Source organism: Sorangiineae bacterium MSr11954, from assembly GCA_037157815.1.
Lineage (GTDB): Bacteria > Myxococcota_A > Polyangia > Polyangiales > Polyangiaceae > Pendulispora > Pendulispora albinea.
Genome location: CP089984.1, coordinates 10,026,653 through 10,041,935, shown reverse-complemented (window position 1 = coordinate 10,041,935; position 15,283 = coordinate 10,026,653). Strand labels below are relative to the sequence as shown.

At 66.6% G+C, this 15,283-nt stretch carries 14 protein-coding genes; 8 read left to right on the top strand and 6 right to left on the bottom strand.

Annotation, left to right across the window (positions count from 1 at the left end; genetic code table 11):
• Positions 1-33 precede the first annotated feature (33 nt).
• Positions 34-1,053 carry a site-specific DNA-methyltransferase gene (locus LZC94_39195; GenBank protein WXB13848.1) on the bottom strand — a complete coding sequence of 340 codons (1,020 nt, stop codon included), beginning with the start codon at positions 1,051-1,053 and terminating at the stop codon, positions 34-36.
• A 112-nt stretch (positions 1,054-1,165) separates the two neighbouring features.
• On the opposite strand from LZC94_39195, the gene LZC94_39190 reads away from it, so the two are divergent.
• Positions 1,166-1,399, top strand: coding sequence for a hypothetical protein (locus LZC94_39190; GenBank protein ID WXB20304.1), 234 nt, complete (start codon positions 1,166-1,168; stop codon positions 1,397-1,399).
• A 461-nt stretch (positions 1,400-1,860) separates the two neighbouring features.
• Here the strand turns inward: LZC94_39190 and LZC94_39185 are convergent, their stop codons facing one another.
• Entirely contained in the window at positions 1,861-2,331 is a 471-nt protein-coding gene (locus LZC94_39185; GenBank protein WXB13847.1) for a hypothetical protein, read from the bottom strand.
• A gap of 151 nt (positions 2,332-2,482) precedes the next feature.
• Between LZC94_39185 and LZC94_39180 the strand changes: the two genes are divergently transcribed.
• The 3 genes from LZC94_39180 to LZC94_39170 all read left to right on the top strand — a co-directional run bounded on the left by LZC94_39180 (position 2,483) and on the right by LZC94_39170 (position 5,811).
• A complete protein-coding gene (locus LZC94_39180; GenBank protein WXB13846.1) occupies positions 2,483-3,058 on the top strand; it encodes a MarR family transcriptional regulator in 576 nt (191 codons plus the stop codon).
• Between the two features lie 97 nt (positions 3,059-3,155).
• Positions 3,156-4,760 carry a serine/threonine protein kinase gene (locus LZC94_39175; GenBank protein ID WXB13845.1) on the top strand — a complete coding sequence of 535 codons (1,605 nt, stop codon included), beginning with the start codon at positions 3,156-3,158 and terminating at the stop codon, positions 4,758-4,760.
• Between the two features lie 85 nt (positions 4,761-4,845).
• Complete coding sequence (locus LZC94_39170; GenBank protein ID WXB13844.1) at positions 4,846-5,811, top strand: tetratricopeptide repeat protein; 966 nt, start codon at positions 4,846-4,848, stop codon at positions 5,809-5,811.
• 27 nt (positions 5,812-5,838) lie between these two features.
• Here the strand turns inward: LZC94_39170 and LZC94_39165 are convergent, their stop codons facing one another.
• From LZC94_39165 to LZC94_39150, 4 genes are all read right to left on the bottom strand, one after another.
• Positions 5,839-6,798, bottom strand: a complete 960-nt coding sequence (locus LZC94_39165; GenBank protein WXB13843.1) for a DnaJ domain-containing protein — start codon at positions 6,796-6,798, stop codon at positions 5,839-5,841.
• A 45-nt stretch (positions 6,799-6,843) separates the two neighbouring features.
• A complete protein-coding gene (locus LZC94_39160; GenBank protein WXB13842.1) occupies positions 6,844-7,458 on the bottom strand; it encodes a hypothetical protein in 615 nt (204 codons plus the stop codon).
• Between the two features lie 224 nt (positions 7,459-7,682).
• Entirely contained in the window at positions 7,683-8,684 is a 1,002-nt protein-coding gene (gene trpS, locus LZC94_39155) for a tryptophan--tRNA ligase (protein ID WXB13841.1), read from the bottom strand.
• Between the two features lie 32 nt (positions 8,685-8,716).
• Entirely contained in the window at positions 8,717-11,455 is a 2,739-nt protein-coding gene (locus LZC94_39150; GenBank protein ID WXB13840.1) for a VacB/RNase II family 3'-5' exoribonuclease, read from the bottom strand.
• A gap of 90 nt (positions 11,456-11,545) precedes the next feature.
• On the opposite strand from LZC94_39150, the gene LZC94_39145 reads away from it, so the two are divergent.
• From LZC94_39145 to LZC94_39130, 4 genes are all read left to right on the top strand, one after another.
• On the top strand, positions 11,546-12,598 hold the full coding sequence (locus tag LZC94_39145; GenBank protein WXB13839.1) for a thioredoxin domain-containing protein: 1,053 nt from the start codon (positions 11,546-11,548) through the stop codon (positions 12,596-12,598).
• Positions 12,599-12,859: 261 nt separating this feature from the next.
• A complete protein-coding gene (locus LZC94_39140) occupies positions 12,860-13,477 on the top strand; it encodes a penicillin-binding protein activator LpoB (protein WXB13838.1) in 618 nt (205 codons plus the stop codon).
• A 17-nt stretch (positions 13,478-13,494) separates the two neighbouring features.
• A complete protein-coding gene (locus LZC94_39135) occupies positions 13,495-14,901 on the top strand; it encodes a hypothetical protein (protein WXB13837.1) in 1,407 nt (468 codons plus the stop codon).
• 29 nt (positions 14,902-14,930) lie between these two features.
• Complete coding sequence (locus LZC94_39130) at positions 14,931-15,281, top strand: hypothetical protein (GenBank protein WXB13836.1); 351 nt, start codon at positions 14,931-14,933, stop codon at positions 15,279-15,281.
• The last annotated feature ends 2 nt before the right edge of the window (positions 15,282-15,283 follow it).

Sequence of the window (15,283 nt, the reverse complement as noted above, 5' to 3'; positions counted from 1 at the left end):
GCTGCCGTTCATCACGACGGAACGCGCAAGGGGTTAGCGCGCCGGGGACACAGAGGGAACCGCGCTACCGTACGCGGGGACGCTCGGCGTCTCAAGCGCCGAAAGCCTCCTTTGCGCTGTGGCAATCGCGACCTCGCTCGCATCGATGCCAATGAATGGTCGACCGAGTCGCGCGGCCACCGACAGGGTCGTACCGCTTCCGGCGTAGGGATCGAGCACCAAGTCACCGGGATCGCTCAGGGATCGAAGCAAGCGCTCCAGGAGCGCCTCGGGCTTTTGGGAAGGATAGCCGGTCCGTTCCCGCGCCACGGGTGCAATGACCCCGATGTCCCAGACGTCCCCCATGGGCACACCCGCCGTGGCCTCGGGGGTGGTCGACGATCGTGCGCGGCGCCCGCTCTCGGCATAAACGGCGCGCTGCTTGTTGACCCCCCAGGTCGCCACCGTCGACGCGGCAAGCGGCTCGTACAACGTGTTCCAGCGCGGTGTCTCGCGCGCATCCTTGCGGTAACGCAGAAGAACGTCGTGCACCCGTTGAAAATTGGGCGTCTTCGACGGCCATCGACGGTACCTCCACACGATCTCGCTGGCGAAACACTCGTCGCCAAAGATCTCATCGCAGAGCACCTTGACATAGTGGCTGGTCTTGGGGTCGACGTGCACCACCACCGAGCCCTCGGGCGAAAGCAGCTCCCTCACCGCCACGAGCCGCGTCCCCAGCGCCTCGAGATAGGCCGCCCGATCGGTCCATCGATCGTCGAACGCCGGAAGCTCCGTGCGATCGTCGAGCGTCTTGCCCTTCTTCTTCGCGTGATGAACGCGATTGGTCAAAAATGGCGGATCGAGGTACGCCAAGGTGACGGACTCGCGAAACTTGCTCGCGAGCCCCCGCAAGATGGTCAGGTTGTCTCCGAAGAAGAGCTGCCCCGAACGATCATCCGTGCAATATGCCGCCTTCGGCGCCACCGCCGTTTTGCTCAATCCAGGCCCTTCCGCCCCAAAAATCCGCTCTTTTCCTTCCCACAACAGGGTGACATCCCGGGTCTCTCTCACGATCCCGTCAGTGTGACCAATTGTCCTACATGTGGCCAAGAAATGGGGAGGGGTGCTCGACAGCTCGTCGAACGGGTTTCACTTGACTACCTAGTAGTCTGAGGTGACGAACATGGCGGCGAGCGCGACCGTTCGGATCGATATGGAGCTTCCGTCCGACCTTGCGCGACTGCATTTGCCTGCAGCCGTCGATCGACGCTTGCAAGCGTTGCTCGACAAGCAAGATCGCGGAGAGATTCTCAGCGGCGAAGAAGCCTCCGAGGCGGAGGGCCTGGTCGAGCTCGCGGAGCTGCTGACCCTTTTGCGGCTTCGCGCCTCGCCAGAAGATGGCGCCCCGGGCGAATGACCCCGGGCGCACATCCCCGAGGCGCTACAGCGACGCGTCCGCGATCGCGCGGGAAATCGTTGCGAGTATTGCCGGATTTCGCAGGAGCGACAGGAGGCGACGTGTCACGTGGACCACGTGCTCCCGCTGCGCGAAGGCGGTGCGACCCATTTCGAGAACCTCGCTCTCTCATGTGTTCCTGCTCGCTCCGAAAAGGAGCGCGAACAGGAGCCGTGGATCGGCTCACTGGGGAGCGTGAGGAGCTTTTCCACCCTCGAACATGCGGCTGGAGCGAACATTTCGAGCTGAGCTCGGAGATGCACATTCAGGGCAAAACCGCCGTGGGTCGTGCGACCGTGGATGTCGTGCGACCGTGGATGTTGTGCGAATGAACCGAGCTCTTGCCGTTGCGATTCGTCGGGAGGAGGCGCTTCGCGGCAGATACCCCTCGTGAGGCACGGAACCGTTCTCCCCCACACCGCTCAGCGCGAGATGCACCCCACGTTGGGGCAGTTGGTCGAGAAGCCGTTGACGTTGTCGCAAGGGGCGAAGGATTCGCCGCGGAAGGGCATGCCCTTGCACTTGGGGTCGGCGCGGCAGGATTTGACCTCGCGGTATTTGCCGCATGGATCGTTTGGGGGGCTCGCGCACCAGTCTTCGGGCATCGTTCCGCAGTCTTTGCGGGTGTCGGGTTTGCCTGTCCCGCCGGTGGGGGTCGATGCCGTCGTCGATGTGCTTTGCGCGCTTCCTCCCGAGGGGGTCGAAGGATTGGCGCCCGGGGGAGATGGCGATGGCGATGCGGGAGGGGGAATGGCGATGGAGTCCGACGACGAGGGTGGCGTCGACGAACCGGATGTGGCCGTGCGCGAACAGGCCGCGGGCGCGTACGCAAGTGCAGAGAGCGCGGCGCCGAGCAGCGCGATGCGTGCGGGCGAGGTTTGCCTTGGCTCCATGGCGAGCACGTTAGTACTGACAGGTCGCGCCGTAATGCTTTTTCGCGCATCGTCGATCGCGCGCGCCAGGCGGGGATCCAGATCTGCGGAATTGTCGTTTATGTATAAATGATTCACAGCTCGTACGGTTCGATGTGCCTATAGTTTGGATGTGCAAAATCGCCCCGATCGACCCCCGCGCGCGCTGGTGCGTCCGACCGCCGCGTTCCTGCTGGCGCAGGTGGGCGCTCATGCGCGCATGAAGTTCGCGGAGCGCCTTTTGCCGCTGGACATCTCGCCGCCACATGCGGGGATTCTTCGCGCGGTCGGGTTCAACGCAGGCATGAGCCAGCAGGCGCTCAGTGGATTTCTCGGCATCCTTCCGAGCCGGCTCGTGGCCTTGGTCGACGAGCTCCAGTCCCGCGGCCTGATCGAGCGACGGGATAGCCCCGAAGATCGGCGCGTGTACGCGCTGCACCTGACCGCCAAAGGAATCGAGGCGCTCGAGGCGCTTGGCCGCGTTGCGCGCGAGCACGATGTCGCCATCTGTGCGGCGCTCAACGAGGGCGAACGGCAGCAGCTCGCGTTGCTGCTCGGCAAGATCGCCGAGCACGAAGGGCTGGTCGCAGGTGTCCATCCCGGCTACCGAATGATGGGGCAGGAAGGCCCGGAGCCGTCCGACGACAACCCCGCGGGGCGCCAACCGCGCGGAAGGCGCACCGGCGCGAAGGCAAAGCGCAGCACCTGAGCGTACGTGCTGATGTAGAAATATCAACGAGCCCCACAAACCGCGCGCGGGCCGCTCCTGTGCAGCTTCGTTTTGCTATGGTGTTTCACGTACGGAAATGGAGCCCCGTCTAAAGCTCGGGCGATACCTCCTCTATTGCGAGCTTGCGGCCGGCGGAATGGCCACCGTGTACTTGGGGCGCTCGGTGGGGGCGGCCGGATTCGGTCGGACGGTCGCCATCAAACGGCTCCATCCGCACCTGGCCAAGGATCCGAAGCTGGTCAAAGGCTTCGTCGACGAGGCGAGGCTGGTTGCGCGGGTCCACCACCCCAATGTGGTGCAGACGCTCGATGTCGTCGCACAAGACGGCGAGATTTTTTTGGTGCTCGAGTACGTGAAGGGCGAGTCGCTCGGGCGCTTGATCGGGGCCGCGAGCCGCGAAAACGTGCAAATCCCTGTCCCGGTGGCGCTCTCGATCATCACGGGGGTGCTCAATGGCCTGCACGCGGCGCACGAGGCCACCGACGAACGGGGTGTCCCGCTGAGCATGGTCCACCGCGACATTTCCCCGCAGAACATCCTCGTCGGTGTCGATGGAACCGCGCGCGTTTGCGACTTTGGCGTGGCCAAAGCGGCCAATCGGCTCCTGGGAACCACGCGCGATGGGCAGCTCAAGGGAAAGCTCCCGTACATGGCCCCTGAGCAAGTGGGGGGCGATGTCAGCCGGCGCACCGATCTCTATGCGACCGGGGTGGTGCTCTGGGAGATGCTCACCTGCTATCGGCTCTTCAAGGATGACAACGAGATGCAGTTGCTGCAGGCAATTCTGACATCCAACATCCAGCCGCCCAGCGTTCTGAACCCCAACGTACCGCCCGCCGTCGATCGCATCGTGATGAAGGCGCTCGCGGGCGATCCCCGAAAACGCTACGCCACCGCCCATGAAATGGCGGTCGATATCGATGCCTACGCGGAGGTGGTCGCTTCGCCGATGAAGGTCGGCCAGTGGGTGCTGGGTATGGCCCGTGCGGCCATCGCGTCGCGCAACGGGCTCGTTGCGGAGATCGAGAGCAGCGTGGATCGATCGGTGCCGCACGAGATGCTTGCTCTTGGGAGCTCCGGGGTTCACTTGGAGGCTCCTGGGGTTCACCTGGAGGCTGCCGGCGTTCGGCGCGATGCGGCCGGCGTTCCCCTCGACGCGGCCGGCGTTCCCCTCGACGCGGCCGGCGTTCGGCGCGATGCGGCCGGCGTTCACCTCGGCGATTCGGAGCCCGCGCCCGCGATGTCGCCCGCGGCGGAGCCTTCGTCCATCGCCTCCGTGCCCTCGCTGGCCGTCCGCCTCCCGGCCCGCTCGATGGCTCCGGGCTCGCGCTCCGTTCCGCTCTGGCTTGCGCTGAGCGCCGGCGCGTTGATCTCCGTCGTCGGGATCGTCAGCTTCGTCATCTTCCAACGAACCTCCGAGCCGAGCGCGCCCAAGCCCCCCGAGCCCATCGTGGAGCCATCCGCCGCACCGTCTTCGACGCAGGCCGAACCACCTCCACGACCGCCCGTCGTCCCTTCGTCATCTCCCGCATCCCCCGCATCCTCGTCATCTGCCGCGCCTGCGCCTACGCCATCCGCCAAGACGAAGCCCACCCGTGCGAAGGCGCCCGCCGCATCACCCCCCGTGGACAAGTCGCATCCAACCCCCGGGTCGGAGCTCGCGCCCAGTCAAAAGTGGTAACCCGCGAGCCCTTTGGTACCGTATCCGCATGCTTTCTTATGGTTCCCGCCCGCCCGTTGCTCTGGGAATGGGTGTTGCAATCTGCATGCTTTTCGTCGCGGCGCCGGCGCACGCGCAGACGACCGCCGCCAAGCAGGAGGCGCGGCAGCTCTTCGATCGGGGCGTGGCTTACGCCAAGCAAGGCGCCTACGCCGAGGCTTGCCCCATGTTCGAACGCAGTGAAGCGCTCGACTCGGGCATCGGAACGCAGTTCAACCTCGCCGATTGCTACGAGCACACGGGGCGGCCTGCGAGCGCCTACAAGCTGTTTCGCATGGTGGAGCGAACCGCCCGCATCGCCGGCAAACGAGAGCCGGAGGAGAAGGCGGGCCAGAGGGCCAATGCGCTCCTCCCGAAAGTTCCAAAGCTACGTTGGGTGACCAAGGAGCCCGCGCGCGATCTCGAGGTCAAGGTCGACCGCGAGCCCGCCCCCAAGGGAGACGAGCCCGTCCTCGTCGACCCGGGCACCCATGATGTCACCGCATCCGCGCCCCGCAAGCGCCCCTGGAGATCGTCCGTGAGCGTGACCAAGGAGCCGCGCCTCACCGAGGTGATCATCCCCGCGCTGGAAGACGAACCCGCGCCAACCGCCGGCGCACCGGCCGCCTCCGCGGCCCGCGAGCCGCCGGGCGATGCAGCGCCCCAGAGCTCCTGGTCGACGCAGCGCACCCTCGCCCTGGTGACGGCCGGCGTGGGCGTCGTCGGCCTTGGCGTCGGCACCTACTTCGGACTGCAATCGAAGTCCGCGCACGACGACGCCGACAAAGAGTGCCCCGATCGCCATGCGTGCACCACGCAAGCGGGCGTATCGAAGTGGGACGACGCCACGTCGAAGGGGACCATTTCGACCATCGCGTTTGCCGCCGGGGGCGCTGCGTTGGTCGCAGGCGGCATCCTCTGGTTCACGGCGCCAAAGGATCCGGCGCCGGCGGCGAAGGCGGCCCGCGTTCGCGTCGTGCCGGCGTTTGCGCCGAATCACGCGGGGCTCGTGGTTTCGGGCGGTTTCATGTGAGGGGCGAGGGCCGCGCGCCCGCGCCCTTCAAAACTTCAAATCCTTCCGCGGATCGTCGCCGTCTTTTTCGCCGATCTTTTCGATAAGCTCCGCCGTCTCCGGCGAGCGATCCGTTGGGATGCGCACCAAGAAGTGCACATAGAGATCCCCGGGGGTGCGCCCTTTGCGGCTGATGCCCTTTCCGCGCACGCGAAGGACATTGCCGCTCTGCGTTCCCTCGGGCACGCGCAGCGAGACGAAGCCGTCGGGCGTGGGGACCCGGATTTTGGCGCCTTGGTAGGCCTCTTTCAGGGTGACGGGCACGTCCACGTGAAGATCGTCGTCGTCGCGGCGGAAGAAGGGGTGCGACTCGACGTGGACGACCAGAACGAGATCCCCGCGCGGGCCGCCGTTGGGGGAGGTGCCGCCCTGGCCTGCGATGCGCACGCGGCTCCCTTCGTAGGCGCCGGGGGGAATGCGCACGGTGACGGGCTCTCCACCCTCGGTGCGCAGCTCCAATGTCGCACCATTGACGGAGGACACGAAGTCGATGGTCACCTCGCTCTCGACGTCGTGGCCTTTGACCGGGCCGCGCCGGCGTGCTCGGCCAAAGAGATCGCCGAAGATGTCCCCGCCCCCCGCGCCGGGGTTGGTGGCCACGTTGCTGAACAGATCTTCGATGCGCACGCCTCCGCCGTCGCCGCTCCACCCGCCGGCTCCGCGAACGCCGCCTTGTTGCGACGCCCATTGCTTGTAGGCGCGCACCCGGTCCGGATCGAAGCCCTCGCGCAAGCCTTCCTCTCCGAACTCGTCGTAGAGCTTGCGCTTGGAGTCGTCCGAGAGCACGTCGTACGCTTTGTTGACGGCTTTGAAGCGCGTCTCGACCTGCTTGTTTCCGGGGTTCTTGTCCGGATGCAGCTTCTGAGCGAGCTTTCGGTAGGCTTTTTTGATGGTATCGGCATCGGCGCCCTTTGGAACGCCGAGCACGGAGTAGAGGTCTTCGGCCATGATGGCGGCGCCAAGCTAAGTCGCATCCACCCTTCGAGCAACCGCTCAACCACCGTCGCGCCAGCGTGGGACCTCGGTCACCTCGGGTAGCTCAGGCTCGATGCGCCAGACCCCTTGCTCCCGCGCACATCGTACGGTCGCGCGCTCGACCGCGGGATCGGTGCCGACCACGTCGACCCTCGCTTCCTCGCCCACCGGGCCGACCACGCTCATCGTTTTCGCCCGGAATCGCAGCCCGAATCGCCCCTCGGCCAGCATCTCATAGGGCTCGAAGCGCCGGCCTTGAATGCGGCTAGCGCGCTCGGCCCGAACTTCGAGGTTTTTGCGGGTCGCCGGGCCGAGCAGCGCGTACGCTTCACGCGCCGCGCGCGGATCGCGGGTGGACGTTTCCATCCTCTCCAGCCAGAGTCGAACGACGCCGTCGGGGGTGGCGTCGGGCGGCGAGCGTGAGCACCCTGTCGCCAGGGTTGCGTTCATCGCCAGGATCACGAGGAACGCGAAGCCCGCCACGCGCACACCCGCCGCCCGCCACACGGCGATACGCCGCCACGCGGCGACCCGCCACCACGCGGCGACCTGCCACCACGCGGCGACCCGCCGCCACGCGGCGACCCGCCACCACGCGGCGAGACGCCGCCACACGGCGAGACGCCGCCACACGGCGAGACGCCACGCGGCAAGACGCCGCCACACGGCGAGACGCCCGCATACGGCAAGACGCCGCCACGTGGCGAGACGCCACACGGCAAGACGCCGCCACACGGCGACACGCCACGCGGCGAGACGCCACACGGCAAGACGCCGCCACACGGCGACACGCCACGCGGCAAGACGCCGCCACGCGGCAAGACGAGCCGCGACCAGGGCACCGAGGTGCCCCGCCTTCATCGCACGGCGCCGCTACCGAGGCCCATGGCCGTGCGCACCTCGGTGACCGTCTCTTTGGCGGTCGCGCGCGCCTTCTCCGCGCCCTTGGCGAGCGCGGCCCGTACGGCGTCGTCGTCGAGGGACGCGCGCTTTTCGCGCAGGGGGGTGAGCTCGCGGTCGAAGTTCTCCCAGAGCACCTTCTTGCAGTCCATGCAGCCCCACTTCGCTTGCGTGCAGTTTGCATACACTTCGTTGCACGTGGCCTCGGGGCTCACGGCCTTGTGCATCGTGTAGATGTTGCAAACCTCGGGGCGCCCCGGATCGCTCTTGCGCAGCCGTTGCGGATCGGTGAACGCCGTGCGCAGCTTGCCCCAGAACTCGTCGGGCGGGCTGAAGGTGGCGATGCTGTTGTTCTTCGACTTGCTCATCTTCGCGTTCCCGTCGACACCCTTGATGCGGGTGGCGGTCGAGAGACGCGGGTGCGGCTCGGGGAAGATCTCGCCAAAGCGGTGGTTGAAGCGGCGGACGGTCTCGCGCGCCAGCTCGACGTGCTGCACCTGGTCATCGCCCACCGGGACGACGGTGGCCTTGTACAGGAGAATGTCCGCCGACATCAGCACCGGGTACGTGAAGAGCGCGCAGGAGACGAAGTCCTTGTTCTCGCTCTTCTCCTTGAACTGCGTCATGCGCCCCAGATCACCCATGGGGGTGACGGCGGCCAGGTACCAGGCGAGCTCGGTGTGCTCGGGCACATCGCTCTGAACGAAGAGCGTGCACTTGTCCGGATCGAGCCCGCAGGCGATCAAGTCGCGGGTGAGCGCCAGGATGCGGCGCTTTAGCTCGGCGGGCTCGAAGGGGACCGTGATGGCATGCGCGTCGACGATGCAAAAGAGGAGCTCCTCTTTTTGATCGCGCACCATGCTTGCCCACTGCCGCGCCGCGCCGAGGTAGTTGCCGATGTGGAACTCTCCGGACGGCTGAATGCCGGAGAAAACGCGTGCGCGGTCGGTCGAGGCCATGGGGGCCGGTATTCTAGCGTATTCGGCGCTTTTCAGCCCCGCCCTTTCTTCTTCTTCACCTTCTTCGAAGGCTTTCCGTTCTTCCTCTTCTCATTTTTCTTCGTTTTCGGCGCCGCCGCCTTCGTTCGCAGCTTGCCCGCGCGCACCGTCTTCCGGGTCTCCCGCGTTTCCCGGCCCTCCGCCGCCTTTCGCGTCTTTCCGACCTTCGCCTTCTTCTTGGACGGCTTCGACGGCTTGGCGGTCACGACGGCCTTGCCGCGCAGGCTCTTGCCGCGGCCGCTCCGGCCTTCGCGCTCTTCGCCGCCATCGCGGCCGACTCGGTCTTCGCGGCCGACTCGGTCTTCGCGGCCGGCCTTGCCCTTGCGCCCCTCGTCGATGCGGCCCCTGTCGACGCGCCCCTTTTCGATGCGGCCTTGGTCGTCGGTGCGGACGATCCTGCGGCGCGAGCCCTTGGTCCGGGGCTCCTCCGGCGAGGCCCACCCGTTCGTCTTCTGCTTCGACTTTTTCCGAGGCAGCTTGGGCCCGGCGTCGCGCTCGCGGAAGCCGAAGAGGCGCCTTCCGTAGACGGCGCGGCGGACGATGGAGACGTCGATGATCTCCACCGTTATCCGATCGCCCAGCTGAATGGCGTCGCCCGACGCGGAGATGGCGCGCAGACCATCGTCGTCGAGCTCGAAGGGGCCCGCGCCCAGATCCTCGAAGCGCACCAGCACGTCGACGAACGGCTCGTCCAGGTTGACGTACGCGCCCGATCCGACGAGCGCCGTGACGCTCCCCTCGAACTGCTGCCCCACCCGATCGCGCATGAACACCGCGCGATAGAGATCGGCCACCTCGCGCTCGATATCCATCACGCGCCGCTCGGCGGCCGACGACGTGAGCGCGGCCTCCGTCAGCTCCTGCTCGGAGATGGTCTGCGCGCCCTCGCGCGAGCCCGCGCCGGCGAGGAGCGCCGCGTGCACCGCGCGATGCACCACCAAGTCCGGGTAGCGCCGGATGGGCGATGTAAAGTGCAAGTAAGCCTTCGAGGCGAGCCCGAAGTGGCCGATGTTGACGACGTCGTAGGTCGCCTGCTTCATCGACCGGAGGAGCAGCATGTGGAGCACGCTCGCCTCCTCCAGCTCGGAGAACGAGCGAACCAGCTCGCTGAGCTTCTTGGGATCCTCGGCTTGCTCCATCTCGAACTCGATGCCGAGCTGCTCGCACAGCCGCGCGAAGCGATCGAGCTTCTCCGGATCCGGCGGCGCGTGCACCCGGTAAATCGCGGGCAGCTCCCTCTGCACGAACCAGCGCGCCACCACCTCGTTCGCCAGGAGCATCAGCTCCTCGATCAGCTGATACGCCTTCTTGACCCCCGCGTCCTCCGCCCGCCGCATGACGTCGAGCGGCTCGCCCTCGTCGCCCAGGACGATCTTCGCCTCGGGCAGATCGAAGTCGATGGCCCCGCGCTTCATGCGCAGGCCGCGCAGCTTGCGCGACAGCTCGTAGGCGACGCGCAGCCCATCGACCATGGCGTCGGCCTTGGGATCGCGCGGCGGCCCATCGGTCAAGCCCAGCGCGCGCGCCACGCCGCCGTAGGTCAGCTTCGCCTGGCTCTTCATGAAGCCGCGGATCAACCGCGCCCTCTTCACGCGGCCCGCGCCATCCAGCTCGATTTGCGCGCACAGGCAGAGGCGCACCACGTCGGGGAGGAGGGAGCACAGGTTCGACGAGAGCGGCCGCGGGAGCATCGGGATCGCGCGGTCCGGGAGGTAGATGCTGCACCCCCGCGCGAGCGCCTCCGCGTCGAGACGCGTTCCGGGGCGCACGTAGGAGCTCACATCGGCGATGGCCACCCAGGCGACGTAGCCGTCACCTTCGGGGCTGCGCTCGACCCACACGGCATCGTCGTGATCGCGCGCGTCCTCCGGATCGATGGTGGGTAGAGGTATGTGGGTCAGATCCTCGCGCCCCTCGAGCATCTCGGCGGGGACCTCGACGCCGTAGGCTTCGGCCTCGGCGAAGGCCTCGGGCGAGTGCACCTCCTCGACCTGCTCGCGCACGAGCACCTTCGCCACCTCGACCGCAATTTCGCCTGGGGTGCCGAGGATGGCCTCGAGCTTTCCAACCGGGTTCTCGTCGGGGAGCTCGGGGTAGCGCGCGATGGACACGACGGCGGCGTCGCCGTCCTTGCCGCTGTTGCCTTCGCCCGTCACGGTGTCGATGTCGCGCTCGAGCACGATGGGGCCGCGGATGCGCGTGTCGTCGGGCTCGAGCCAAGCGCTCCGGCCGCGCCGCCGCAACGTGCCCGCCACCCGTTTGACATGGCGCGTGAGCACCTGGAGGACCGTGCCCTCCTTGCCTTTGTTGGTGCGCGAGACGATGGCGATGCGAACCTTGTCGCCGTGCATGGCGCCGGCGAGGCCCGGGGGCGGGATGAACACGTCGTCGCCGGGCGCTCCGATGCTGGCGACGAAGCCGAAGCCGCGGGGCGCGATCGAAATGATGCCCTCGCGCTCTTCGCCGCGCGATGCTTGGCTGGTGCCGGTGCTGGTGCTGGTGCGGGCGCCGGCGTTCGGGCCCGCGCCCGTCTTGCCGGAAAGTCGGAATTTATGGCCATCCCGCGCGGTCAGGATGCCTTGAAAGACGAGGTCATCGAGAAAGCGCAAAAAGCCGGGATAGCTCGGCTCCTCGACACCCAAACGCGTCGCGAGTTCATGTGCGTGAACGGCACCTGATTCGTTCGAGAGGGCTTCGAGGACTTGATTACGGCTGGGAAGATTTCGCTGCATGAAGGGTTACAGCCTTACGGGTTCCCCACTCCGGGCGCAACGCCTGATGGTACCCTCCCGTCCAGCGCCATGTGCGTGGAGCCCGCCATCATGCGAAAATCGAACGCCGTTTCCTACGTGCTGCTTCTCGTCCTTCCGGTGCTCGTTGGGCTAGCGGTCAGCGCGCTCCTTCTGGTCGACTACCTGCGCCCTGCCCCAGTCTTCTGCGATATGGGCGGCGGCTGCGATCGCATCCGGCAGACCGCCTACTCCTCCGTCCTCGGGGTGCCGCTCCCCGCCTTTGGAATGCTGGGCTTTCTGACCCTCGGCGTCCTGACATGGCTCCGCGGGCCCGGCGCGCGCCGCATCGAGCTCGGACTGGCGGCCATTTCGGCGCTGGTGGCGGCGGTGCTTCTGTTGATTCAGGTCAAGCTGGCGACGTTCTGCCCGTACTGCACCGTCGTCGACGCGTGCGCCTTACTGGTCTTCGCGGGTGCCCTGCTTCGCGTGCGGCGCGAGGCCGATCCCCCCGAGGGACGCGGGCCGGTTCTCGGGGGTGCCGCTGCGCTGTCGCTCGCGGCGGTCGTGCCTTTGGCCATCGGCTACTCCCGTCCTGCCCCGGTAGCCCCGGTGGCCTCCGCCGGGTTGCCCGATGTGATTTCCGCTGAGATGCAAAAGACCCCGGCGGGCAAGGTCACGGTCGTCGACTTCGTGGACTTCGAGTGCCCCTTTTGCCGCATGACGCACCAAGAACTCAGCCCGATGCTCGATGAACACGCCTCGCGCATTCGCGTGGTGCGCAAGCAGGTCCCGCTGCCCATGCACCCCCACGCCATCCACGCCGCGCGCGCGGCCTGCTGCGGCGAGCAGCTGGGAAAGGGCGACGCCATGGCCGACGCCCTTTTCCGGGTTCCTGCCGAGGATTTGACCCCCGAAGGATGCGAGAAGCTCGCACTTTCGCTTAGCCTCGACCTCCCGGCATTCCGGTCGTGCGTCCAGAATCCCGAGACCGACGCGCGCATTCAAAAAGAGACGGCCGAATTTCGCGCCACCCACGCGCGCGGCCTGCCGACCATCTTCATTGGCGACCAAAAGATCGAAGGCGCGCAAGGCCGGGAAAAGCTGGAGCAGGCGATGTCCCGCGCGCTGTCGACCAAGAGTTGATGGCGCGCCGCCCGCGTTTGTGTGGATACCGGATTACGGCTGTAGCGAGACCCTGCGTTGACTCCTCCCGCGCCCGTACACGTTTCCCGTTCCCGTTCCCGAATTCCGTAAGGAGATCGGGCACGTGTACGGGAACGGGCACGCGTCCGTGGCGCGAAATCCACGGGCTCGCGCGAGCGGAGCGGTTTTCGCATGGGTCGAAGTCGGTTCTCACACAGACGTCTATTTTCTACCCGCGGAATTATGTTACCGAGGACACCTATGAAGAGCATTCGTTCCACGATCGCTTGCCTGGCTTCCGTTCTTACGTTGGGCGCGCTGGGCGTGCTGACCCCGGCGTGTGGCGGCAAGGAGTACGTTCGCGACTCCCACGATCCGAGCATCGACAATGCGGCCATGAGCACCGGCCTCGACAAAGACGACATCCAGCGCATGCTTTCGGAGAACCTGAACAACCTCCGAAATGCCCCGATCATGGATCTCTGGCGAACTCATCGTGGCGCCGATACGGTGGCCGTCTTCCCGTTTCAGAATGAAACGAGCGAGCACATCGAGTCGCAGCTCACCACCATCCTGAGCGAGGCCGAAACGTGGATGGTCGACTCCGGCGTGGTCACGATGATCTCGCGCGAGCGGCAGAATCAAATGATCGCCGAGGTGGAGGGCCACCGAAACGCGGTCTTCAACCCGGCGCACGTCGCGCAATACGGCCGCCAGCTCGGGGCCAAGTACTTCATCACCGGCAAGGTCTCCACCTCCGACGAGCGCACCGACGACAAGCGGCGCGTTCAATACTTCTTCTACATGCAGGTCATCGAGGTGGAGACGAGCGCCATCCGGTGGCAGCACAAAGCGTACATCACCAAGATGGTCCGCTAGTCTGGCACTTTGCCCATATGAAGCGCATTGGGGTCAGCATTGGCCGCACTTGGAGCGACGCTGTTGCAACGGCAGCAGCGCCGCTGTCCCTTCTTCTTTTTATTTTTCTTTCTCTTCTCGTCGGCTGCGGAGGCCATGAAGCGCGCACCTTGAAGATGCGCACCGCCCTGGACGAAGGGCACCCGCAGGGCGCCATCGGGGCCATCAACGACGAGCTGGATGTCAAAACGAGCAAGGAGCTCCCGGCCGATCTCCAGGGCGACAACGCGCTGCTGGTGCTCGACCGGGCGAGCATTCAGCAGTCGCTCGCGCAGTTCCCCGAGAGCTCGCGCGATTTCGAGTCGGCCGACAAGGCCATCGACATGCTCGATCTGTCGCGCAACGCCAGCGACAGCATCGCCAAGTACGTCTTCTCCGACTCGGCGGGCCGCTACAAGGCGCCTCCTTACGAGAAGCTGCTCATCAACACGCTCAACATGATCAACTACCTCGAGCGCGGCGATCTGAACGGCGCCCGGGTCGAGGCGCGCCGGTTGAACGTGATGCAGCGCTACGTGGTCGACACCTTGGAGCAGAAGGACAACCCGGTCATCGGGCTGGGCGGCTTTCTGGCCGGCCTCGTCTTCGAAAAGAGCGGCCAGCCCGACGAGGCCCTTCGCTATTACGACGAGGCGCTGGCGTTCAACGGCTTCGGCTCCCTCCGCAACCCCACGCGGCTTTTGTTGCAGAATACATCTTACAAGAGCCCGCGGCTGGCGGGGCTCGCGGGGACGGTTGCGAACGATGGCCCGGTGAAGCCGCTCGATCAAACGGGCGAGGGCGAGATCATCCTGGTCATCGGCTACGGGCGCGTACCGCACAAGGTAGCGAACCGCATCCCCATTGGCCTGGCGCTCACGTACTTCTCCAGCGCCATCAACCCGGGCGATCGCGAGGCGGCGAACAAGCTCGCGGCGACGGGCGCGGCCACGTGGATCAACTACCCGAGCTTGGCGCAGGGGCAGGGCAACTACGCCATCCCCACCGCCATGGTCGATGGCCGCTCGGTGCCGGTCGAAGAGGCGGTCGACGTCGATCACCAAGTCCGCGAGGAATGGCACAAGATCGAGGGCAGCGTGGTGGCCAGCGCCATCACGCGCATGATCGCGCGCGTCGCGGTGGGCGAGGGCGTGAAAACGGTGGCCGGCCGCGACAGCACCGTCGGCTTCCTGGCGGCCATCGGATCCATGGTGGCGCTCACCGTCGCCGACACGCCCGACACGCGAAGCTGGGAGACGCTCCCGGCGCGCGTGGCGGTCACCCGCATGCGCGTCCCCGCGGGCAAGCACACGATCCGTCTGGACGCACGCGGCGTTTCGCGCACCGCGCAAGTCAATCTGGAAAAGGGCGGATGGTCCCTGGTTTCGCTCATGGCGCTTCGGTAGTGGCGGCACCTCGTGCTAAAGGAGCGCGTGTGCTCTTCGCCCGGCTCACGCGCTTCGCATTCGCTACATCCTTGATGGCGGCCACGGCCCTCGGCATCGCCGCGTGCCGCGTGAGCCAGCCCCAAGGTCGCGCCGAAGGCGCCTGCGTCGATCAGTGCAAGACCAAGGCGCAATCCCGCTGCAACGAAGAGGCGTGCATCCGCGGCTGCCGCTTCATCCTCGACCGCCTCATGGAGCACGAGGGCTCCGGCATCATCTCCTGCGTCGCCAAGGGCCCCCACAAGGAATGCGACGACCGCGCCTGGGCAACCTGCGCCGCCAGCGTCGGCATCCACGCCGACGGCGGCCCGCCAGCGCCGGCATCGGCGGAAGAGGAGTAGGC